General features: G+C 54.2%; 21 protein-coding genes. 14 read left to right on the top strand and 7 right to left on the bottom strand.

All coding sequences use genetic code 11. The features are described from left to right. Nucleotides 1-15: 15 nt before the first annotated feature. From purH to V7775_RS22595, 3 genes are all read right to left on the bottom strand, one after another. Nucleotides 16-1602 carry a bifunctional phosphoribosylaminoimidazolecarboxamide formyltransferase/IMP cyclohydrolase gene (purH, locus tag V7775_RS22605; RefSeq protein WP_335754204.1) on the bottom strand — a complete coding sequence of 529 codons (1587 nt, stop codon included), beginning with the start codon at nucleotides 1600-1602 and terminating at the stop codon, nucleotides 16-18. A gap of 16 nt (nucleotides 1603-1618) precedes the next feature. Beyond that, entirely contained in the window at nucleotides 1619-3373 is a 1755-nt protein-coding gene (locus tag V7775_RS22600) for a heparinase II/III family protein (protein ID WP_335754203.1), read from the bottom strand. A 176-nt stretch (nucleotides 3374-3549) separates the two neighbouring features. Further along, nucleotides 3550-4821, bottom strand: coding sequence for an RsmB/NOP family class I SAM-dependent RNA methyltransferase (locus tag V7775_RS22595; RefSeq protein WP_335754202.1), 1272 nt, complete (start codon nucleotides 4819-4821; stop codon nucleotides 3550-3552). A gap of 85 nt (nucleotides 4822-4906) precedes the next feature. Between V7775_RS22595 and V7775_RS22590 the strand changes: the two genes are divergently transcribed. Continuing rightward, nucleotides 4907-5128, top strand: coding sequence for a DUF1674 domain-containing protein (locus V7775_RS22590; protein WP_335754201.1), 222 nt, complete (start codon nucleotides 4907-4909; stop codon nucleotides 5126-5128). Nucleotides 5129-5144: 16 nt separating this feature from the next. On the opposite strand, the gene dapB is transcribed toward V7775_RS22590, so the two are convergent. Further along, nucleotides 5145-5960, bottom strand: coding sequence for a 4-hydroxy-tetrahydrodipicolinate reductase (gene dapB / locus V7775_RS22585; RefSeq protein WP_335754200.1), 816 nt, complete (start codon nucleotides 5958-5960; stop codon nucleotides 5145-5147). Between the two features lie 88 nt (nucleotides 5961-6048). Here dapB and rbfA point away from each other — a divergent pair, with 88 nt between their 5' ends. The 6 genes from rbfA to rpsO all read left to right on the top strand — a co-directional run bounded on the left by rbfA (nucleotide 6049) and on the right by rpsO (nucleotide 10388). Then, nucleotides 6049-6468 (top strand): 30S ribosome-binding factor RbfA, encoded by a 420-nt coding sequence (gene rbfA / locus V7775_RS22580; RefSeq protein WP_335754199.1) that lies wholly within the window; start codon nucleotides 6049-6051, stop codon nucleotides 6466-6468. Further along, on the top strand, nucleotides 6468-7259 hold the full coding sequence (locus V7775_RS22575) for a phosphodiester glycosidase family protein (protein ID WP_335754198.1): 792 nt from the start codon (nucleotides 6468-6470) through the stop codon (nucleotides 7257-7259). The genes rbfA and V7775_RS22575 overlap by 1 nt, the downstream gene beginning before the upstream one ends. 68 nt (nucleotides 7260-7327) lie before the next feature. After that, on the top strand, nucleotides 7328-8239 hold the full coding sequence (gene truB / locus V7775_RS22570) for a tRNA pseudouridine(55) synthase TruB (protein WP_335754197.1): 912 nt from the start codon (nucleotides 7328-7330) through the stop codon (nucleotides 8237-8239). Between the two features lie 20 nt (nucleotides 8240-8259). Beyond that, nucleotides 8260-8775 carry a DUF1643 domain-containing protein gene (locus V7775_RS22565; protein ID WP_335754196.1) on the top strand — a complete coding sequence of 172 codons (516 nt, stop codon included), beginning with the start codon at nucleotides 8260-8262 and terminating at the stop codon, nucleotides 8773-8775. A 137-nt stretch (nucleotides 8776-8912) separates the two neighbouring features. Further along, complete coding sequence (locus V7775_RS22560) at nucleotides 8913-9944, top strand: calcium-binding protein (protein WP_335754195.1); 1032 nt, start codon at nucleotides 8913-8915, stop codon at nucleotides 9942-9944. A gap of 174 nt (nucleotides 9945-10118) precedes the next feature. Next, nucleotides 10119-10388 (top strand): 30S ribosomal protein S15, encoded by a 270-nt coding sequence (gene rpsO / locus V7775_RS22555; protein ID WP_335754194.1) that lies wholly within the window; start codon nucleotides 10119-10121, stop codon nucleotides 10386-10388. Nucleotides 10389-10461: 73 nt separating this feature from the next. Here rpsO and V7775_RS22550 read toward each other — a convergent pair whose 3' ends face one another. Beyond that, nucleotides 10462-11853: an amidase family protein gene (locus tag V7775_RS22550; protein ID WP_335754193.1), complete on the bottom strand. Its 1392-nt coding sequence runs from the start codon at nucleotides 11851-11853 to the stop codon at nucleotides 10462-10464. A 127-nt stretch (nucleotides 11854-11980) separates the two neighbouring features. Here V7775_RS22550 and V7775_RS22545 point away from each other — a divergent pair, with 127 nt between their 5' ends. Together V7775_RS22545 and V7775_RS22540 are read left to right on the top strand one after the other, a co-directional pair. After that, nucleotides 11981-13096 carry a serine/threonine protein kinase gene (locus tag V7775_RS22545; RefSeq protein ID WP_335754192.1) on the top strand — a complete coding sequence of 372 codons (1116 nt, stop codon included), beginning with the start codon at nucleotides 11981-11983 and terminating at the stop codon, nucleotides 13094-13096. A 67-nt stretch (nucleotides 13097-13163) separates the two neighbouring features. Beyond that, nucleotides 13164-13577, top strand: coding sequence for a hypothetical protein (locus V7775_RS22540; protein ID WP_335754191.1), 414 nt, complete (start codon nucleotides 13164-13166; stop codon nucleotides 13575-13577). Nucleotides 13578-13580: 3 nt separating this feature from the next. On the opposite strand, the gene V7775_RS22535 is transcribed toward V7775_RS22540, so the two are convergent. Further along, nucleotides 13581-14096 (bottom strand): hypothetical protein, encoded by a 516-nt coding sequence (locus V7775_RS22535; protein ID WP_335754190.1) that lies wholly within the window; start codon nucleotides 14094-14096, stop codon nucleotides 13581-13583. A 275-nt stretch (nucleotides 14097-14371) separates the two neighbouring features. On the opposite strand from V7775_RS22535, the gene pnp reads away from it, so the two are divergent. From pnp to V7775_RS22515, 4 genes are all read left to right on the top strand, one after another. Beyond that, nucleotides 14372-16507: a polyribonucleotide nucleotidyltransferase gene (gene pnp, locus V7775_RS22530; RefSeq protein ID WP_335754189.1), complete on the top strand. Its 2136-nt coding sequence runs from the start codon at nucleotides 14372-14374 to the stop codon at nucleotides 16505-16507. Between the two features lie 140 nt (nucleotides 16508-16647). Continuing rightward, the gene (locus V7775_RS22525) at nucleotides 16648-17442 is read left to right on the top strand and encodes a hypothetical protein (RefSeq protein WP_335754188.1); all 795 of its coding nucleotides are present in this window, start codon (nucleotides 16648-16650) and stop codon (nucleotides 17440-17442) included. Then, nucleotides 17439-18275 carry a glycosyltransferase family 2 protein gene (locus tag V7775_RS22520; protein ID WP_335754187.1) on the top strand — a complete coding sequence of 279 codons (837 nt, stop codon included), beginning with the start codon at nucleotides 17439-17441 and terminating at the stop codon, nucleotides 18273-18275. The genes V7775_RS22525 and V7775_RS22520 overlap by 4 nt, the downstream gene beginning before the upstream one ends. 65 nt (nucleotides 18276-18340) lie before the next feature. Beyond that, nucleotides 18341-18901 carry a L,D-transpeptidase gene (locus tag V7775_RS22515; protein WP_335754186.1) on the top strand — a complete coding sequence of 187 codons (561 nt, stop codon included), beginning with the start codon at nucleotides 18341-18343 and terminating at the stop codon, nucleotides 18899-18901. Between the two features lie 72 nt (nucleotides 18902-18973). Here the strand turns inward: V7775_RS22515 and V7775_RS22510 are convergent, their stop codons facing one another. Further along, on the bottom strand, nucleotides 18974-19627 hold the full coding sequence (locus V7775_RS22510) for a peroxiredoxin (RefSeq protein ID WP_335754185.1): 654 nt from the start codon (nucleotides 19625-19627) through the stop codon (nucleotides 18974-18976). 130 nt (nucleotides 19628-19757) lie between these two features. Here V7775_RS22510 and V7775_RS22505 point away from each other — a divergent pair, with 130 nt between their 5' ends. Continuing rightward, entirely contained in the window at nucleotides 19758-21185 is a 1428-nt protein-coding gene (locus V7775_RS22505; protein WP_335754184.1) for an aldehyde dehydrogenase family protein, read from the top strand. Nucleotides 21186-21264 lie beyond the last annotated feature (79 nt).

Raw genomic sequence — 21264 nt, 5'->3', positions numbered from 1 at the left:
GCGCTTGTGCTCCTGTTAGTGCCTAAAGTGGCGCATGCCAGTGAAGACCATGGCCAAGCCAGCCTCGTCAGCCGCCGCGATCACTTCATCGTCACGCATTGAACCACCCGGTTGGATCAGTGCAGTTGCACCAGCTTCTGCCGCTGTTACCAAACCATCCGCGAAGGGAAAGAATGCATCAGAGGCAACAACCGATCCTCTGGTCAGCGGCGCAGGCAAGCCCATGGCCTCGGCCATATCAACCGCTTTGCGTGCTGCAATGCGTGTACTGTCAACGCGGCTCATTTGCCCAGCGCCCACACCAACTGTTGCACCGTCTTTAACATAAATGATTGCGTTAGATTTGACATGTTTCGCTACTGTCCATGCAAACAGCATATCGCTCAACTCTTGATCCGTTGGCTGACGTTTGGTCACAACCTTGAGGTCATCCATGCTGATCCGGCCGATATCACGGTCTTGGACCAACCAGCCACCTGAAACCTGACGGGGGGCCAGACGTGCCGCCCGTGGATCAGCCAAGCCGCCCGTGGTCAACAAACGCAGGTTCTTCTTTTTCGCAAAGATCGCGATGGCATCTGCATCTGCATCCGGCGCGATAACAACTTCGGTGAAAATACCTGAAATCGCTTCGGCAGTGGCGGCATCCAGCGTCTGGTTCAGCGCGATGATCCCGCCAAACGCGCTGGTGCGATCACAATCAAACGCGCGGGCATAAGCTTCGGCCATTGTCGCGCCGGTCGCGACGCCACAAGGGTTTGCGTGTTTGATGATCGCAACAGCCGGGCCATTTTCAGGGGCAAATTCGGACACCAATTCAAACGCGGCGTCTGTGTCATTGATGTTGTTATAGCTTAGCTCTTTGCCCTGATGCTGTTTGGCTGTCGCAACACCTGCGCGCGAGGAACCATCAGAATAGAACGCTGCCTGCTGATGCGGGTTCTCACCGTAACGGAGCGTTTGGGTCAATGTCCCACCAAAGGTGCGACGGCGCGGCGTGCCACCAACCGCTCCGGCCATCCATGTACTAACGGCAGTATCATAGGCAGCGGTACGCGCATAAGCCGTTTGGGCAAATCGCTGGCGCAGGTCATATGTCGTCTGGCCATCGTTGGCCTCAAGCTCGTCGAGGTAAGGCGTGTAGTCTTCGACATCCACAATCACACTAACAAAGCCGTGGTTTTTCGCGGCAGAGCGGATCATTGCGGGGCCACCAATGTCGATGTTTTCGATGACTTCATCGTATTCCGCGCCTTTGGCTACGGTTTCTTCAAAGGGGTAAAGGTTGACCACAACCAGATCGATCTCACCGATCCCGTGTTCCTTCATTGCGGCGACATGGGTGTCATTGTCACGCAGTGCCAACAGGCCACCATGTACAATGGGGTGCAGCGTTTTCACGCGGCCATCCATCATCTCGGGAAAGCCTGTAACCTCAGAGACATCTTTCACTTCTAGCCCTGCTTCACGTAGCGCTTTTGCGGTGCCGCCTGTTGAAAGCAGTTCGATGCCGCGTGCAGCTAGGGCACGGCCGAAGTCTACTAATCCGGTCTTGTCAGACACAGAAAGAAGGGCGCGTTTTACGGGGTGAAGATTAGCCATGGCAGGGCTCCTTTGGTCAGTCGTCGTCAAGATACGGGTCATCCCGTTCTAAATCACGCACGCCAATCGCAGTTTCCTGCGCTTTGGACAAGGACCACCGCACCCGAGTAGCCGGATTAATTGCGCGCCCTGTCAAAACAATTTGCTGGGCTGCGCGCGGTTTAAGGCGCGTTGTCTCTAGATATGCGCCCGCGTCTAACGACAGTTCAGTTGTCCCATCATGGCGGAAAACCCATATTTCCCCTGACTTTAGCGCCATGGACACAGCAGCACCACCTAGGTCAAGTGTCGCGTCGACCTCTGGGTGCAGATGAAAGCGTATCTCAAACAACAAACCCTTGAGTTTGGTTCGATCCAATGCACGATCAAATCGGCGTTTTTCCGCGTCTTCCATCGCAAGTAGCATATCTTCGCCAGCAACAGCACGCCCATCATGCGTAAGTTCCAGCGTGCGTGCGTGGGTCAGACCATGTGTCAGGACATAACTGTCATGCCCACCTTGAAACTTCATGCCGTCATTTAGCGGCGTTATTTCTACGGGAACATGAGTCGGGCCATCAATTAGCGCCTCAACACCTGTGCGCCGATCCGCTGTGTCCAGCCGCGCGCTGGAATAACCACCTAGACTAAGGGCCGAATGTGACGGAGTCGCACGGCCTGCACGCCGCCAATCCAGCCCAAATGATGCGCCAGAACCGCAGCTTACGATTAGCGGGCGTCGCCCGGATGTAAGCTCAAATGCAAGTGTAGATGCGTGAGCGTTTGCTGATGCCGCTCCATCTGGTGGCGGGCTGGCATCAATAATCACACTGGTACGCCCCGCAGACAGCCGAGCATACCCCATCGACAACCCCTCTGGCTGCATCGTCCGCACGCCTGAAGAGGCAAGCGCATGATCAAGCCAGCCTTCGGCCCCGCGTCCCCCGCCGTGAAAGCGGGCAAGGCTGCCATCTGAATGGCGTAATGTACGCAGTGTCGGTGCGATCCGTTCAATCGCCGCTAAATGCGGCTGAGGCGTTCCACGACCCGCATCCGACAGCGCCGCGGCGGCCCATGTTAACAAGGTGAATACACCCAACAACTCTTCGGGGTTTCGCGTAGGAAGGCCGCCTTGCGCATCAATCTGTGTCTCACACTCGCGCGCCAATGCTTTGATCGCGGGATCAGCTAGGTCTTCCAACCCCTCCAACGACAAACCCGCATAGATCAGACCCGTCAGCGCTTCAAAACGGGCAAGCCCTGGGGCCGCAGCATGCCAGCGTTTGGATAAAAAGCGGGTTTGCTGCATCAACGAGCGATAGAATACTTCGCTGTCAGGCGCGTTTTCGCCGCTACCATGCAATACAAACAAGGCGTGGTTGATCCAACGGATCAGGCGGCGGCCTGTCAAATCTGGCGACCACCCAAGGCCGCGACCACCGCCATATAATTCAATCCACTGCCACAGCCATTTCTGCGCAGCGCGGCGAGACGTCATATCCCCAACCGCCGCCAGATCATCGAGCCATGCAAAACCATTAAGGGCTTCGGCAAAGGCCGTATCTGGTGCCTCAACTTCCCAAGGGGTCTTGTCCGGTGCTGTGATCAGGCTGCCTGCAAACAGAAAGTTTCCCGCCGCTAGCTGCCGCCCACGTGCAAATGAACCAATTGTACGCGGTTCTGGAGAGGACACGAATCCGCTCGCCTGTCCACGCGTACGGGCAGCGGCGCGCGCGTGCCACTGGTTTAACAAGCGCGTGCGATGCGCGCCGAACTGGGGAAGTTGGATCATGTGCTCTGCCTATACGCTCTCTTGGCGTTTGCAGCATCTTAACCTGAGCACGTTAAAGTGTCACCGCTTTTCCGGCGCAATCCCGCTCATTGGCTCGTTTCGGCGGCGGGCCGCCCGAAATGACGGCCCTTTTTTCCGATTTGCATCTGATTTTGGTGTCGGGAACGCGGGTTACCCTAGGCGTCTTTCCGCAGGCAAACGATGTAAAACCCGTCCATGCCACCCAATTCCTCCAAGAAGTCAGGCCGTAGGCGCAAACCTCCCTCAGAGGAAATCCACGCTGGATCAATTCCGGGCAGGTCTAACGCTTCACGGTCTACTGTCATATCTGTGTGACGTTCCAGCGCTTCGTCAATCTGAACTTCGCCTTCATCAGGCAGTAGACTGCAGGTACAAAAGATCATCCGCCCACCGGGTTTGAGCAACGACCACGCGTGATCCAGCATCTCTTCTTGCAAGGCAATCAACGCGCCGAAATCAGAACCGTCTTTTGCATGTGGCAAATCGGGGTGGCGGCGAATGGTTCCTGTGGCAGAACACGGAGCATCCAAAAGGATCGCGTCAAACTCACCCTGAAACTGGCGCACGTCTTTGATAAAAGTACGCGCCGTTAGCCCTGTACGTGCAAGGTTTTCTTTGACGCGCTGCATACGGGAGTGATTGTCATCCACTGCGCGCACTTCGGCGCCTGTAGTGGCCAACTGCATCGTTTTACCACCCGGAGCTGCGCAGAGATCTAGCACCAGCTCACCTTCTTGGGCGTTCAAAATCTTCGCTGGCAAAGCGGCGGCGGCATCTTGCACCCACCAATCGCCCTCGGCAAAACCGTCCATCGCAGAGACCTGACCACCGCCGTACAAACGAACCGAACCTGTAGGCAACAGCGTCCCTTCAAGACGCTCTGCCAAAGCGGCAGCATCACCTTTTGCAGTTAGATCAAGTGGCGCACCTTTGAAGTGCGCGGCTTCAATCGCGGTCATCGCCTCTGCTCCCCAAGCGTCAACCAGCGGGTTACGCAACCATTTTGGTAGGCGTGGCGCGCGGCGCGCGGTCCATGCTTCGGGGCCTTCGGCTGCTACTTTGCGCAAAACAGCATTGGTCAAACCTTTTAGGTGGCTCAGAAACCGATCACCGGCCACAACCGAGACCATCGCATTTACCACTCCATGCGCCGCGCCGCCTGTACACAGCTCTACCGTGCCGATCCGCAGCGCATTGTGCACCGTAAGCGGCGGCGTTTTATTGAGATGCTTTTCCAAAATGCGATCTGCACGTTCCAGCCCACGCAGGGTGTCCTGAGCAAGGCGTTGTGCACGCGCGCGATCATCTGGCGCCAACCTGTCCAGCACACCTGCGCCCAACAGTTCGGACATCAACTTACCCTCGCCCAAAATTTCATCGAGGAGGAAAACAGCGGATTTACGGGCGGATACGCCTGTGTCTGACATGATTTGAGCTTTCTCTTAGCGGTCTGACGGTTGTCTGGGGCAAGAGGGGCTGTATATCAAGGGTGAGTTGAGAAAGGAACGCCCCATGGTCAACGAAGTATCTCGGGAAACCGATGCCCCAAAAGACAGCCAAGCAACGACAGAAACTGAACTGCCCCCCGCCGCCCAACGCGCCCTTGCCGAGGCAGCAGAACGTCGCAAAACTGCGGAGAAGTTAGAACTGCCTGCAGAACTGGGCGGTCGCGAAGGGCCTGAGCCCGTGCGCTATGGCGACTGGGAGAAAAAGGGCATCGCAATCGATTTTTAAGGCTGGAACGGCTGTTTCAGTCAGCCAACCCTAAGACATCCATCATATCATACTCACCCGGTGCGCGCCCTTGTCCCCAAAGGGCGGCCTTTAATGCTCCGCGTGCAAACAGCGACCGATCTGACGCAATGTGGCGCAGCACGATACGCTCGCCGGCGCCTGCAAACATCACATCGTGTTCGCCAATGATGTCACCACCACGAATTGCCGAAAAACCGATATCGCCACGTTTGCGTGCACCAGTAATACCATCTCGACCCGAATCGCTTACGTCTGTTAGCGCGACACCGCGTCCTTCAGCCGCTGCTTCACCCAGCATCAACGCCGTTCCAGAAGGTGCGTCGACTTTTTGATTGTGATGCGATTCGATGATTTCGATATCAAAATCCTCGTCCAATGCCGCAGCGACTTTGCGTGTTAGCAACGTGAGCAGATTAACGCCGAGACTCATGTTGCCTGCGCGCACAATTACGGCGCGGGATGCTGGGGCCTTTAGCTGTGCAATCTCATCCGCGCTCATCCCTGTTGTGCCAATAACGTGCACGATTCCCGCATCGGCCGCCGCTTGCGCAAAAGCCAAAGTCGCTACAGGCGCAGTGAAATCAATGACCGCTTGGGCGTTTGTGAACCCGATAGCAGCATCATCCGATACGGTTACGCCAATCGCGGCACCGCCCATCGCAACACCAACATCTTGTCCAACCCAATCATGCCCAGCGCGCTCAATCGCGCCAGCAAGATGCATGTCGGGATGCGCGGCGACCGCGCCTGCCAACATCTGACCCATACGGCCCGAAATCCCCGTAATGGCGATACCTGTAGTCTGTGTCATATGCTGTTCTCCGCTTAATCAGTTAATCAGCGGTGTAGCGCGCACGCACGTCCTTGGCAAAGAAGTTCAGACGCCTTAGATGGAAGATATGGCTAATAACAAATCTCATGAGAGCACCGGCCCCACCCAGCGACAGCTACGTGTGGCAGAAACCATCCGCCGCGCACTTAGCGATGTGCTGGCGCGTGGGGACGTGCATGATCCCGACCTCAACCGCATGTCCATAACCGTGGGCGAAGTGCGTACTTCAAATGATCTAAAGGTCGCGACAGCCTATGTCCTGCCTTTGGGCGGCATTGGGCAGGAGGATATTTTAAAGATCCTTGGCCGCAATAAATACGAGTTGCGCAAACTGGTCGCGAAAAGGCTCACGCTGAAGTTCTCGCCCGAGTTGCGGTTCCAGCTGGATCGTACATTTGATCAGATGGATGAAACACGGCGCATGCTGGCGCAGGATGTTGTGCGGCGCGATGCGGATGCTCCTGATGACGAGACCCCCGAGCTGTGATGCTACGCGCTGCCTTGGCAGCGATTGTGCTGCTACTGGCACAAACCGCGCAGGCCGCGACCTGCCGCGAAGAAACCTACGAGGGCGTCGATTACGCCATTTGCGAGGTCGATCTAACGCAAGACGTGCTCAGGTTGTTTTTATACGAGCCAGTCAACGGACGCCCCTATGGGTATTTTGGAAAGCTAAATTCGACCCTTGAGGAACAAGGGTTCGCCCTTGGATTTGCGACAAACGCAGGCATGTACCACGATGATCGCGCGCCTGTCGGGCTTTATATTGAAGACGGTAAAACAGCACAAAAGCTGATCACCCGCAAAGGTCCGGGTAATTTTGGCCTACTTCCTAATGGAGTCTTGTGTCTGCGCCCGCGTCGTGCCGATGTGATCGAAACCCTTCGATATGTAGAAGAAGCACCTGAATGCATAAGTGCCTCTCAGTCCGGTCCAATGCTGGTCATTGATGGCGAACTACACCCCCGCTTCCTGCGCAATTCGGCTTCGAAATATGTCCGCAACGGCGTCGGGACCAGTGATGACGGCCAAATGGCCACATTTGTGATTTCCAATAACCCTGTAACCTTCCATGCTTTTGGCAGCGTGTTTCGGGATCACCTCGGCATTCGCAACGCGCTTTATTTTGATGGAAACGTCTCGCGGATGCGCGCGCCAGATCTAGGACGCAGTGACATCGGGTTCGGCGCGTTAGGGCCAATTATCGGTGTCGTTGAGGGGCAAACGCCACCTCCCCCTCAGGTTGACGCAGTTCCTAACGCTGACGACAAAGAATAACGCCCAGTTGCGCCCGCGCGCGCAATCTGCAAAACGCCCCCAAACACTATTTATTCCAAGGACAGCACATGGCACGTAAACGCAAAGGGCGCGATATTTCCGGCTGGGTTGTGATCGACAAACCCGCAGGCCCCACTTCGACCGCTGTCGTCAACAAAGTACGTTGGGCGTTTGATGCCCGCAAAGCGGGCCATGCAGGTACATTGGACCCAGATGCCACAGGCGTTCTGGCCATCGCATTGGGCGAGGCCACAAAAACTGTCCCCTTCATTACCGATGCACTTAAAGCGTATGTTTTCACGATCCGCCTCGGCGTTTCGACCAACACCGATGATGCTGAGGGTGAAGTCCTTGAGACTTCGGACCTGCGCCCAGATGATGCTGCGATCAAAGACGCGCTTAACGCGTTTGTTGGTGACATCGAACAGGTCCCGCCTCAGTTCTCGGCCGTAAAAATTGACGGTGAACGTGCGTACAAACGTGCCCGCGACGGCGAGACAATGGAAATTGCCGCCCGCCCTCTGTTCGTTGAAAGCCTGATCATGATGGATCGCCCTGACGCGGATCACGTCACCCTTGAGATGGTATGCGGGAAAGGCGGCTATGTCCGCTCAATCGCGCGCGATCTGGGTAATGTGCTGGGGTGCAAAGGCCACGTTCGTGAATTGCGTCGTACTTGGTCTGGGCCGTTTGACGTCGAGAATGCAATCACGCTTGCTGAGGTTGAGGAATTGGCAAAAACGCCCGCACTGGATGAGTACCTTGGCCCCCTTGAGACAGGCCTTCAAGAGCTCCCGCAGGTGACAGCCAGCAGTGAAGGGGCAATCCGGTTGCGCAATGGAAATCCTGGTATGGTGTTCGCTAATGATGTTGAATACGGCGATGAATGCTGGGCTTCTCATGAAGGATCAGCTGTTGCTGTGGGGATATTCAAAGCAGGTGAGCTACACCCCTCCCGCGTATTCAACACCCCCGAATAAACAAGACAGAGGCGTCGCGCATGATTACCCGCAGTCATACAAAAGGCGATGCCCCTTCAACTGCAGTTTATTCAGACTGCGAACGCTACCGTTATAGCTTGACCAGAGTTTGGGACGCTGTGGCCCCGCGTGTTGTTTTTGTTATGCTCAATCCATCAACAGCGACTGAGGTCCAAAATGACCCTACCATTGAACGGTGTGAACAACGTGCACGCCGTTTAGGGTTTGGTGGTTTTCGCGCCGTGAATATCTTTGCTATGCGCGCCACTGATCCGCGCGACATGCGTGCGGCCGATGATCCCGAAGGCCCAGAAAACACACAACAACTGAATGAAGCCGCAGCATGGGCGGATACGGTCATCGCTGCGTGGGGTGTTCACGGAGAGCACCGCAACCAGGGGCCATTGGCCGCAGATCGACTACGCGCAGCGGGATACCTGCTCTACAATCTGGGCCTGACCAAGGCCGGACATCCGCGGCATCCGCTGTACCTTCCCTATAGCGCACAGCCTGTTCTTTGGGATCAAAGCACCTAATCTGGGGTAGATATCATCCACCGTTAACCTTTTTCCCATTACAGTTTTGACGATTCGCGCCTAATCTGTCCTTATATAGTTGGGGCATTGGCCCAGATAAGAGTGGGATATACGGTATGTTGTGGTTGGCGGGACTAATGGGAATTATGGCAGTTGGCACTGTTGCCTTTGTTGAGCCCCAAACAAACGACGATGACGAAGACGATTTTGAGGAAACACCAGAGCGCTCTTCTCCCGAACAAGCCACACTAGACATCCCCGCAGATAATTTTGAGCCGGACTATGATCCGCGCGGCGGTGACGATGCCGCACTGCTTGACCCTCTTAGCGTTTCGGATGCCGATGTTGTCACGTTGCAAACTGGCACTGACGATGATGATCAAATCGATGGCACAGATAACAATGATCGCGTTAGCGGACTTGACGGTGATGACGTGCTAAGCGGCGGCCTGGGTAATGACGAATTGCGCGGTGATGACGGTGACGACACTCTGTTTGGCAATACTGGCGATGACACATTGCATGGGTACGATGGCGGCGATGTCATCAATGGCGGCGCAGAAAATGACGTTTTGTTCGGCCATAATGCCAACGACAGCCTAGATGGTGGTGCTGGTGATGATGCCCTCCAAGGGTCCGCGGGCAATGATGCGCTGTATGGTCGTCAAGGTCACGATACGATGCAAGGCGGATTGGACGACGACACACTCGTTGGTGGCGCAGGTTCAGATGCTTTGTTTGGCGGCTGGGGCAATGACGTGCTTAGCGGCCTGATGCGAAATGCGTTGGGCGAGGATGAAGATGACAGTGATTTCCTGAATGGTGGCGGCGGTGATGACAGCATCCTCGTTGGGAGCGGCGACATCGTGACGGCAGGCGATGGCGAGGATGAAATCGTTCTCGGGGATTGGCTTACGTCTGGCAACGCCGCGCAAATCATGGACTTCACTCCAGCGGATGACAGCCTTGTTCTGGTCTGGGACGACAGCGAAGAGGATAGTAGCGAGCCGTTGATCACAGTCAGCGCCGATCCCGACACTGATGATCAGACTCTTGTAATGATGGATGGCGCGGTTGTTGCCACCGTGAATGGGTCAAACATTGTGCCTGCTGATATCGCGTTGATCCCCTTCAGCACAGCAACACACGTAGGTCTTGCAGCATCATAATGCCTAACAGACTGGAAATTTACGAAGTGGCTGAACAATAAGCCTTTGCCAATTTTTCAAAATCTGACTATACGCCCCCATCGCACACTTTTGTTTGCGATTCCTCCATGGGCCTGTGCTGGACGACATCCCGGCCTGCGCCATCCATTTTAACCTTTTGACAAGGAGACCCCGATGTCGATTACAAAAGAAGAAAAAGCACGTGTAATGAAAGAATTCGGTGCCAAAGACGGCGATACCGGTTCCCCAGAAGTTCAAGTTGCTGTTCTTAGCTCGCGCATCGCGACTTTGACAGAGCACTTCAAAACACACAAAAAAGACAACCACGGCCGCCGTGGTCTGCTCAAAATGGTCGCAACGCGCCGCAAACTTTTGGACTACGTAAAGTCCAAAGATGACGCACGTTACCAAGACCTGATCAAACGTCTGGGCCTGCGCCGCTAAGCGCTTACCTGACAGATCTATTCAGATTGAACCGCGCCTTTTCCAAGGTGCGGTTTTTTCTATTGTAGCCCCGCTATGGTGTCACAACGGCAATCGCCTCGCCTCGCGCTTCGATCACCTCTGCAGCGTCCAGCAGGATATCCTCGCGGTAACGCCCCGAAATCAGCTGTGCGCCCAAAGGCACTTGGCCCATTTCACTTTCTCCAAATCCGGTGAACACCGACATCCCCGGCAAGCCCATCAGCGGCAAACCTACTTGTGTTAGTTGGGCCTCCATAACGCGGGGGAAATCTTCTAAATCAAGCAAATCAGGGAACGGTGGCTCCGCTGAGTTTGGGCAAATCAACACAGGGTATTTTTCAAAGAACAACTGCCATTCGCGCAAAAATCCCAACCGCGCCTGCATAGCGTCTAACACACCATTCAGGTCAGGAACCGCCGTCAGCTTGTGCATCTCGGCCAACACGTGGATGGCATCTGGATCATCTTCTTGCGCAAAGGCGGCCTGCGCACCTCGCGCCATTTCCGCCAACCAAAGCTGCGCCTGACATCGCGCAGGTGCACGGAACGGCGGACTTTCCACTTCGTCAACTTTCCACCCCGCATCGATCAAACGTGCAGCTGCATCCCGCAAAGCCTGTTCAACGAGTGGATGTGTGTTCAACCCTTCGGGAGCCACACACAATGCCGCGCGACGGGGATACTCTGGACCATTCATGGGTGCAGATACATGCCACGGATCACGCAGATCAGGCTGTGCCATCACTTCCAACGATACACGAACATCGCGAACAGAGCGGGCATGCGGGCCTGAAACGGCCATCAACTGTGCCCCAATATGGCGATCAGGACTAGACCCGTTCCATGCCGCCACACGCCCTAACGTGGGCCGTATGCCCTGAAGCCCACAAGCATAAGCCGGATATCGAATCGAACCGCCAATGTCAGTGCCGTGCCCCACTGCACCAATCCCCGCAGCAGTCGCAGAGGCCGCCCCACCGGACGATCCACCAGGCGTGATCCGTGCATTGTGCGGATTCTTTGTATGCCCATGCAGCGAATTCCTAGTGAACCACCGCAGTGAAAACGCAGGGGTGTTCGTACGCCCAACAATCACCGCACCAGCCCGCCGTAAATTAGCCACTACAGGATTGTCCGTCTCTGCTATTAAGTTCCTTTGGATGCGCAACCCGTTGGTCGTAGCACAGCCCGCCTGATCGACGTTTTCCTTGATTGTGACAGGCACACCCGCCATTGAAGCTAGGGCCTCACCGCGCCCGCGCGCCATGTCCACCTCATCTGCAGCAGCCAGTGCGGCCGCGTCATCACGCGCCACAACTGCATTGATCGCGGGGTTCACTGCATCCATCCGCGCCAGCGTTGCTTCGGTCACCTCCCGCGCGCTTACCTCACCATTCGCGATCTGTGCGGCAACTGCCACGCCATCCAATTCCCAAAGCGCCATATATTCCTCCTGATTTCTACTCAGCGTGGCACGAAGCGGGCAATGCTACAATCCTGTTGTCCTGCCGCTTGCGCGCCGTCCTGTTTGCTCTTAACAATTTGATCAAATCAAACGCAGGGAGCGCGTCATGCAAAAAACAGTGGTCAATAGCTGGAACGAGTGGGATCCGCTCAAACATGTCATCGTTGGCCGTGCGGATGATTGCCATATCCCCCCAGAAGAACCCGCGCTGGATGCTAAGGTTCCTGAAGACAGCGACATGCGTGGCCAGTGGGGTCGTCGCCCGCAAGAAACCATCGATCGCGCAAACGAGTTGTTGGATAACTTTGCCGGAATGCTGGAAAAGCGCGGCGTTCGTGTAGATCGCCCCACCAGCATCGACCACTCCGTGCCCGCCAATACGCCCGACTTTCACACCGAAAGCCAGTTCGGCTGTATGCCGCCACGTGACGTATTGCTGACCGTCGGTTCCGAGATGTTGGAAGCAACTATGTCGTATCGTTGTCGCTGGTTTGAGTACCTCAACTACCGCCCACTGATGCAGCAATATTTCGATGAGGATCCGAATTTCCGCCACGAAAGCGCGCCCAAACCACGATTAACAGATGCGGATTATCACCCCGATTACCTGTCCGAGAAAATCGGCGATACAAAGCGGCTAGAATGGGCGGCAAAGAAGTTCTTTGTTACCACGGAAGAAGAGCCGCTGTTTGACGCTGCCGATGTTCTGCGATTTGGAAAAGACTTGGTTGTGCAGCATGGTTTCACCACCAACCTCAAAGGCATCGAGTGGCTGCGCCGCCACTTCCCTGATCACCGCGTCCACACTGTCAACTTCCCAGGTGATCCCTATCCCATCCACATCGACGCGACCTTTACGCCATTGCGCCCCGGTTTGATCCTAAACAACCCGCACCGCCGTCTGCCAGAAGAGCAGCGCAAAATGTACAACGACAATGGCTGGGAAATTGTGGATGCCGAAACGCCTGCGCATAACTCTCCGCCGCCGCTGTGCTATTCCTCTACTTGGCTCAGCATGAATGTGCTGGTGCTGGACCCGAAAACCGTCTGCGTGGAAAAATCCGAGGTCTATCAAGCCGAACAGATGGATAAACTGGGCATGGAAGTTATCGAGGTTGAGCTGCGCGATGCCTACGCCTTTGGCGGCGGGTTGCACTGCTGTACCGCCGATGTGTACCGCGAAGGTGTCTGCGAGGATTACTTCCCAAGCCTCAGCAAGTAACCCTCGTGCATTGCACTGTCAGGGCGTCCACTCTATGGCGGTAACTCTTATTTCAAAGGAAACCGCCATGACCGCCCCGATGAGTGTTGAAGAACTGCTTGCTGCCGCTGAGGCAATCGCGAACAACGCCGATGCTGACGTTTCTGAAATCGAAGCGTCGGTTGTTGAAACCGTTTCCGCATTCGAGGCGCGCTTGCAACACCACTTTGCGCGCGGTCCATTCTTTGTGAAGCTGCGCAACAAGCTCACCGCAGAAGGTCACACGGACCTCGCGCAGAGCGTATTTCACTACTACCTTGCCGCAAATGTCCTCAAACATGGCGGCGGCAAGAGTTTGCGGGAGTTGGAGAAGATCGAACCGCAGCCATTCACGTTGCAGAACGAAGAGGGCAAGGCGTTGATTGATGTGACCGCGAATGGTTTTTTGGCTAAGTTGGTTGGGGCCTTGCAACAGTCACGTCAAACTTTTGATGGGACCTAGAGGTCACTCCGTCAGCTTAACAATTTCACCGCCCTCAAAAGCAATCATATCCAAAGTCACTTCGACGTTACCCGAATTGTTTGTGACCATTGGAAGTAGTTTGTCGTACGGCTCGCCAGACATAAACTGATTGTCCTCAAAATAATAAAATAGATTATGTGTTGACGACTTATCAGTGGCAATCGCTTCGTTGAGCTCACCAGAAAAAGAAAATATCTCGTCGCCGAAAGCGTTAGAAAACTTTGCTGTGAATTTTGCTGCAATTATCTTCTTGCCTGAGATATTTTCAAATACTGGCATAAAACGTACTCGATTTTGACCGTATTCCCCAGCATGATGAACGAAGTAGTGGTCTTTGTACTCTACAAATGTAGCGTCAGTAACAATTTTGGACTCAAGAAATTCGTAACTGCCATCACTCTTCAACTCGATAGTGCGTCCATCGGTTGTCTGTACTGTTTCCGCAAAAGCAGGCCACGCCAGTATGAACAATGACAAAAGGCTGACAAAGTTTTTCAAATTTTCTATCCTCATTAACAAAATTCAATGGAAACAAATTGCTAGCAAAGCTCTGCCCCGTCAACTCATCAAAGCAAAAATTGCTCATCAATTAATTGGTCACCAAGGCCTTCCCCCAGAAAACTCCCCTCCCTTCCCATCTCCCCTTACTTCATGTACACGCCGCACTATCTGAAAGCCTGCGCTCGGACCCCAGCACAGGCCAAAGCAAGATATAGGGGTCAGAGGGAATACGCCCTCTATGCAAAGGCCAATGGGCCAACAAGGAAACGATGATGTTTAACGAAGTTAAAAAATCTATCCAGTGGGGCGAAGAGACGCTTACGCTGGAAACAGGGAAAGTCGCCCGTCAGGCCGACGGTTCCGTCATCGCCACATATGGCGAGACATCCGTGATGGCGAACGTCACTTTTGCACGCAAGCAAAAGCCGGGTCAGGACTTTTTCCCGCTGACCGTTCACTACAACGAAAAATACTATGCCGCGGGTAAAATCCCCGGTGGTTTCTTCAAGCGCGAAGCGCGTCCTACCGAAAAAGAGACGCTGACATCCCGCCTGATCGACCGTCCGATCCGTCCATTGTTCGTCCCTGGCTTCAAAAACGAAGTTCTGGTGATGTGTACTGTATTGTCCCACGATCTGGTCAATGACCCAGACATGGTAGCAATGATTGCCGCATCTGCAGCGCTGACCATTTCTGGCGCGCCGTTCATGGGCCCAATCGCTGCTTGCCGCGTTGGTTTTGAGGGTGGCGATTACATCCTGAACCCAGAAATCGACGACATGCAGGACCTCAAGAACAACCCTGATCAACGTTTGGACCTTGTTGTTGCAGGCACCAAAGACGCCGTGATGATGGTTGAATCCGAAGCCTATGAGCTGTCCGAAGAAGAAATGCTGGGTGCGGTTAAGTTCGCCCATCAGCAAATCCAACCGGTTATCGATCTGATCATCGAGCTGGCAGAAACAGCGGCAAAAGAGCCGTTTGACTTCCAGCCTGTTGATTACTCCGATCTGTCCGCAGCTGTAAAAGCCGCAGGCGAAACACAGATGCGCGCAGCATTTGCCATCGCAGACAAGCAAGACCGCACCAACGCTGTTTCCGAAGCACGCGATGTAATCAAAGCGGCGCTGAACGAAGAACAGTTGGCAGACGCCAACCTTGGTTCCGCAATGAAGGGCCTTGAGGCCTCTATTTTGCGCGGCGATGTTGTTAAGACGGGCACGCGTATCGATGGTCGTAAGACTGACGAGATCCGCGATATCGTTTCTCAGACTGGCCTACTGCCACGTACACACGGTTCCGCCTTGTTTACACGCGGCGAAACTCAGGGTCTTGTTGTGACCACGCTGGGTACCGGAGACGACGAGCAGTTCATCGACGCACTGCACGGCAACTTCAAATCCAACTTCCTGCTGCACTATAACTTCCCTCCCTACTCGGTTGGTGAAGTTGGTCGTGTGGGCCCTCCAGGCCGTCGTGAAATCGGTCACGGTAAACTGGCATGGCGCGCGCTTCAGGCTGTTTTGCCTGCTGCAACAGATTTCCCATACACAATCCGTCTGGTGTCAGAGATCACTGAATCCAATGGCTCGTCTTCCATGGCGTCCGTTTGTGGTGGTTCCCTGTCCATGATGGATGCGGGTGTTCCGTTGAAATCTGCGGTTGCTGGTGTTGCTATGGGTTTGATCCTCGAAGAAGACGGCTCCTACGCGATCCTGTCCGACATCTTGGGTGACGAAGACCACCTTGGCGACATGGACTTTAAGGTTGCGGGTACCGAAGCAGGTATCACGTCACTGCAGATGGACATCAAGATCGCGGGCATCACGCCAGAGATCATGGAAAAAGCATTGGCTCAGGCCAAAGCGGGTCGTCTGCACATCCTTGGCGAGATGAGCAAAGCCATCACCGGCGCACAGGAATTCTCTGTGCACGCACCACGAATCGAAACCATGCAGATCCCAACGGATAAAATCCGCGAAGTGATCGGTTCCGGTGGTAAAGTGATCCGTGAGATCGTTGAAGTGTCTGGCGCAAAAGTCGACATCAACGACGAAGGCATCATCAAGATCGCATCGCCAAACGGCGAAGCAATCAAAAAAGCCTACGACATGATCCACTCGATTGTGGCCGAGCCAGAAGAAGGCATGGTTTACACGGGTACGGTTGTGAAAATCGTAGACTTCGGTGCATTCGTGAACTTCTTTGGCAAGCGCGACGGTCTGGTGCACGTATCCCAGATCGAAAACCGCCGCCTGAACCATCCTTCAGATGTTCTGAAAGAAGGTCAGGAAGTGAAAGTGAAGCTCTTGGGCTTTGACGATCGCGGCAAGGTTCGCCTGTCCATGAAAGTTGTCGATCAGGAAACTGGCGAAGAAGTAAAAGAAGAAGCGAAGTCAGAAGACTAAACTTCGCAAGTCTAAAATCAAAATTGGGGCCTCGTCAAAACATGACGGGGCCCTTTTTTGTGCGACCCAAGAATTAGCGACAAGCCACCCATTACAGATTTTCCAGATGATCCCACTTTGGAAACATGCGAAAAGGCCCCATGAACAATACTGATACAACGCCCCCCGTCCTCATTTTGACCATGAAATGGGGCACGCTTTATGGTCCCGAATATGTGAATAACCTTGCGCGCGGCGTCGCGCGGCATTTGTCTCGACCGCATCGTTTTATCTGCTTTACGGATGACACTAGCGATCTCATCCCCGGCATCGAGACATACCCCCTACCCAAACTGGGCCTGCCCGATGGCCTCGGCGACACCCGTTGGCAAAAACTGGCCCTCTTTGCTCCTGAGCTTTTTGATCTTAAAGGTACGGCATTGTTTCTGGACCTGGATTTGGTGATCCTTGACGATCTAGAGGTGTTTTTCAATGATGATGCCCCATTCCGCATTATCCGTGATGATACGCTTTTCCGCGCAAAGCCACTGCGCGCACTGAACCCGAAACGCGACAGTTTTCTTGCTTCGGTCGGTAATTCGTCAGTGTTTCGCTACGAAATCGGCGCGCACAGCTACATCCTTGAGAATTTCGTAGCTGCACCCGAAGTCGCAACAGCACAGTTCCAGATTTCTCAACAATACCAAACCGCACAATTGGCTGAAAACGGAAATTTGAATTATTGGCCTGAAGAGTGGTGTGTCAGTTTCAAAAATCGCTGTGTACCGCGTGGCATAAAAAGTTACTTTGCTGATCCGACCCTACCAAACGGCGCCCATATCGTTGTTTTTGCTGGTTCGCCTAAGATGCATGATGCTCTGAATGGTCACGGCAGCAGGCTGCACCGTCGTATTGGCAATGTCGATTGGCTCCGAAACGCATGGGAAGCAGTTTGAAGGCCCTTCGACATGCATTTCGCGCGTTCAAACACCGTCGCCGCATTGCCCGCGCTCTAGAAATTCTGGAGCAGCCAGTACCCGAGGCCGCCCCACATGGCATGGACACTCCGCTTGTCGTTTCCCTGACCAGCTATCGACCGCGTTTTGACCATCTAGCCCTGACACTGCGTTGTTTGACGCAGCAATCAGTCCGCCCTGATCAAATTATCCTGTGGATTTCTGCTGAAGACATGCCTCATTTGCCGCCCAACGTGCTGGCATTGCAAGGCGACGGGATCACGATACGCGAAACAGAAGACATGCTGTCTTTCAAGAAAATAATACCTGCCCTTCGTGACTATCCTGACGCGACCATCGTGACCGCCGACGACGATGTCTTTTACACCCGGGACTGGCTGGGCAAACTGGTCGATGGACACGCGGTATCAGGCGCAAAGGTTGTATGCTGGCGTGCGCATGAAATCCGCTATGATGCGGATGGTACGCTGCTGCCGTATACTCAATGGCATACCAATATTGATGGACCTCACCAGTCAAAGTTGCTTTTTCCTACCGGTGTTTCAGGTGTGTTGTATCGCCCTGACGCATTTGATGATCGGGTCCTTGACTATGATCTAGCCAAAACCCTTTGCCCGCAAGGTGACGACATTTGGCTCTATTGGATGCAGCGAATGGCCGGAACAACGGCCTATCGGTTACCTGGTCATACACGCGTTTTGGAGTGGGAGCTGGAGCCAACAGTCTCATTAAGACAAGACAATTTGGGCAAAGGCGGTAATGATACCCAGATCAAAAAAATGATTAACCGATTCGGAATACCCACCAACTGAACAGAGCCGATATTTAAATGCTCTAAAGATCAGTAATTCAATTTATAACATCTGGAGACACTGCCATGTCGCTATTTGACCGTCGAAAACTGCTATTAACCGGGGCTGCCGCCCTTGCTGCTGGTCCCTCATTTGCAGCCACAAATGGCTATCAAGTGCCCAACCATTTGCGCCCGCGCATTGTTGATATCCAAGATCAGTTTCGCCCTAATGAAATTCATGTCGATCCAGGTCTATTTGCCTTGTACTGGACACTGCCGGACGGAAAGGCGATTCGCTATTCCGTAGGCATCGGCACGGCTGGTCGCTATAAATCAGGTACCTTCCGTATCCGTAGAAAGGCCGAATGGCCCAGCTGGACTCCGACCCAAGCCATGATCCGTCGTGAGCCAAACATCTATGCCAAACATGCAGCAGGTATGAAAGGTGGAGGGCTAAACCCGTTGGGTGCGCGCGCTCTATACCTCTATAGTGGTGACCGAGACACGTATCTGCGCATCCATGGCACGCCCAAACCACAAACCGTTGCGGCTCGTGTTTCCAACGGCTGTGTGCGGATGATCAATGAACATGTGATTGATCTGTATAACCGCGTGCCAAACGGCACCCGCGTCGTATTACACTAGCCCTATCGACCTCGTGTTGAACGAAGAAAGCCCCGCAATTTGCGGGGCTTTCTTGCAAAAATAGACCTGAATTTAGTCAGCCAGTTTCGTCATGCGCAGGTAAGGTAGCACGGTCTTAAATGCACCAAACTTCGCTTTGGCGTCTTCATCAGACACACTGGTCGGGATAATCACGTCATCACCCACGTTCCAGTTTGCAGGAGTAGCAACACCTCTGCCCGCAGATGTTTGCAAGCCATCCAATGCACGCAATACTTCTGCAAAGTTGCGACCAACCGTCATTGGATAGGTCATGGACAGCTTAAGCTGCTTGTCTGGTCCGATGATGAAAACCGAACGCACAGTTGCGCTATCAGCAGGTGTACGGCCATCGGGCAAGTATGCCTCAGCTGGCAGCATGTCGAACGCTTTGGACAGCTCTAGGCCAGAATCCGCAACAATTGGAAAACCCGCAGTGGCGCCGCCAACTGTTTCGATGTCGCCTTTCCACTTTTTGTGGTCCTCTACGCCGTCAACGGAAACACCTAGTACCTTGGTGCCGCGTTTTTCCCACTCGTCTGCCAACTGTGCAACCGCACCGAATTCAGTGGTGCAAACAGGTGTAAAATCCTTTGGATGCGAAAACAGAATGGCCCAGCTGTCGCCGACAAACTCGTGAAGGCTGAATGTGCCCTTATCTGTTTCTACCGTAAGATCGGGGATCGTGTCGTTAATGCGCAAGCTCATTTCATCGTTCTCCATTAAGTGATCTGATGAACCTAATTTAGTCATTCATGCGCCGACTTCCATAGCCATCTTGCACGATACAACATGCGGTGACACAGTGCAGCCAAATTTGATCAAAAGGAGCACCCCAATGCTTGAGAAACGTAACTTCTACATCAACGGTCAATGGACCGCACCAGCAGCAGCCAATGACTTCGCAGTGATCGATCCCTCAACCGAAGAACAATGCGCAGTCATCTCTTTGGGCGATGAAGCTGACACAAACGCGGCTGTTGCTGCTGCCCGTGCTGCATTCGACAGTTGGTCGCAGACATCCAAAGAAGAACGTGCAGCCCTGATCCGCAAGCTGGCCGAAATCTATGACTCCCGTCAGGAAGAAATGGCCCAAGCAATGTCCATGGAGATGGGCGCGCCCATCATGCTGAGCCGTCAGCAACAGGTCGGAGCAGGCAGCTGGCACATCGGTGGCTTCCTGAACGCATTTGAAGATTTCTCATTCGAGCGTGATTTCACCTCGTCAGAAAAAACCCTGCTAGAGCCAATCGGTGTGTGCGCGTTGATCACACCATGGAACTGGCCAATGAACCAGATCATCCTCAAAGTAATCCCAGCAATCGCTACAGGCTGTACCGTCATTCTGAAACCATCAGAAATTGCGCCCCTTTCCGGTGTCCTTTTCGCTGAGTTCATGGACGAAGCGGGCTTCCCCGCTGGTGTATTCAACATGGTCAACGGTGACGGTGTTGGTGTTGGCAGCCAGCTGTCGGCTCACCCCGAAGTAGACATGGTCAGCTTCACTGGCTCCACACGCGCTGGCATCGCAATTTCGAAAGCAGCGGCAGACACGCTCAAGCGGGTATCGCTGGAACTGGGCGGCAAAGGTGCGAACATCATCTTTGAAGACGCTGATCCAAAAGCTGCCGCACAGGGCGCGATCCGTTGCTTCCGCAACACGGGCCAGTCGTGCAACGCGCCAACACGTATGCTGGTGCACAAATCCCGCTACGACGAAGCCGTGGCATCCGCCTCTGAGGTAGCAACCAATACCCATGTTGGTCCAGCGTCAGAAGAAGGTAAGCAGATCGGGCCGGTTGTGTCCGAAGCCCAGTTCAACAAAATCCAGGGCTTGATCGAAAAGGGTATGTCTGAGGCACGCCTCACTGCGGGTGGCCTTGGCCGTCCAGACGGTTTGAACCGCGGCTATTTTGTAAAGCCAACGGTCTTTGCCGACGTCACAAACGACATGACCATCGCGCAAGAAGAAGTCTTTGGCCCAGTTCTGTCGATCATCCCATTCGAGACCGAAGAAGAAGCAATCGCTATTGCGAATGACACGCCTTATGGCCTGACAAACTACGTTCAGACCTCGGATGACGAAACGCGTCGTCGCGTTGCACGCCGTTTGCGTTCTGGCATGGTTGAGACAAACGGTCAGGGCTTTGCACAAGGCTCCCCATTTGGTGGCTACAAGCAGTCCGGCAACGGACGTGAAGGTGGTGTATACGGCCTCGAGGAATTCCTCGAAGTCAAAGCCGTGTCTGGCTGGGTCACCAAGTAAGAAATCGACAAGTGATACAAGAAGGGGCTGCCTCTTGGGTCACCCTTGACGGTAGATGTTGAAACCCAGCGACCGAAAT

This window comes from Sulfitobacter sp., from assembly GCF_036960155.1.
GTDB lineage: Bacteria > Pseudomonadota > Alphaproteobacteria > Rhodobacterales > Rhodobacteraceae > Sulfitobacter.
This window is presented reverse-complemented; position numbering and strand designations above follow the sequence as displayed.

Bases quoted from the DNA above. Each gene is read 5' to 3' on its own strand.
- V7775_RS22515 (WP_335754186.1), top strand. From the start codon at position 18,341: ATGTCGCTATTTGACCGTCGAAAACTGCTATTAACCGGGGCTGCCGCC.
- truB (WP_335754197.1), top strand. From the start codon at position 7,328: ATGGCACGTAAACGCAAAGGGCGCGATATTTCCGGCTGGGTTGTGATC.
- V7775_RS22595 (WP_335754202.1), bottom strand. From the start codon at position 4,821: ATGTCAGACACAGGCGTATCCGCCCGTAAATCCGCTGTTTTCCTCCTC.
- V7775_RS22560 (WP_335754195.1), top strand. From the start codon at position 8,913: ATGGGAATTATGGCAGTTGGCACTGTTGCCTTTGTTGAGCCCCAAACA.
- V7775_RS22510 (WP_335754185.1), bottom strand. From the start codon at position 19,627: ATGAGCTTGCGCATTAACGACACGATCCCCGATCTTACGGTAGAAACA.
- purH (WP_335754204.1), bottom strand. From the start codon at position 1,602: ATGGCTAATCTTCACCCCGTAAAACGCGCCCTTCTTTCTGTGTCTGAC.
- V7775_RS22590 (WP_335754201.1), top strand. From the start codon at position 4,907: ATGGTCAACGAAGTATCTCGGGAAACCGATGCCCCAAAAGACAGCCAA.
- dapB (WP_335754200.1), bottom strand. From the start codon at position 5,960: ATGACACAGACTACAGGTATCGCCATTACGGGGATTTCGGGCCGTATG.
- V7775_RS22525 (WP_335754188.1), top strand. From the start codon at position 16,648: ATGAACAATACTGATACAACGCCCCCCGTCCTCATTTTGACCATGAAA.
- V7775_RS22565 (WP_335754196.1), top strand. From the start codon at position 8,260: ATGATTACCCGCAGTCATACAAAAGGCGATGCCCCTTCAACTGCAGTT.
- rbfA (WP_335754199.1), top strand. From the start codon at position 6,049: ATGGCTAATAACAAATCTCATGAGAGCACCGGCCCCACCCAGCGACAG.
- V7775_RS22505 (WP_335754184.1), top strand. From the start codon at position 19,758: ATGCTTGAGAAACGTAACTTCTACATCAACGGTCAATGGACCGCACCA.
- V7775_RS22545 (WP_335754192.1), top strand. From the start codon at position 11,981: ATGCAAAAAACAGTGGTCAATAGCTGGAACGAGTGGGATCCGCTCAAA.
- V7775_RS22540 (WP_335754191.1), top strand. From the start codon at position 13,164: ATGACCGCCCCGATGAGTGTTGAAGAACTGCTTGCTGCCGCTGAGGCA.
- rpsO (WP_335754194.1), top strand. From the start codon at position 10,119: ATGTCGATTACAAAAGAAGAAAAAGCACGTGTAATGAAAGAATTCGGT.
- V7775_RS22575 (WP_335754198.1), top strand. From the start codon at position 6,468: ATGCTACGCGCTGCCTTGGCAGCGATTGTGCTGCTACTGGCACAAACC.
- pnp (WP_335754189.1), top strand. From the start codon at position 14,372: ATGTTTAACGAAGTTAAAAAATCTATCCAGTGGGGCGAAGAGACGCTT.
- V7775_RS22550 (WP_335754193.1), bottom strand. From the start codon at position 11,853: ATGGCGCTTTGGGAATTGGATGGCGTGGCAGTTGCCGCACAGATCGCG.
- V7775_RS22600 (WP_335754203.1), bottom strand. From the start codon at position 3,373: ATGATCCAACTTCCCCAGTTCGGCGCGCATCGCACGCGCTTGTTAAAC.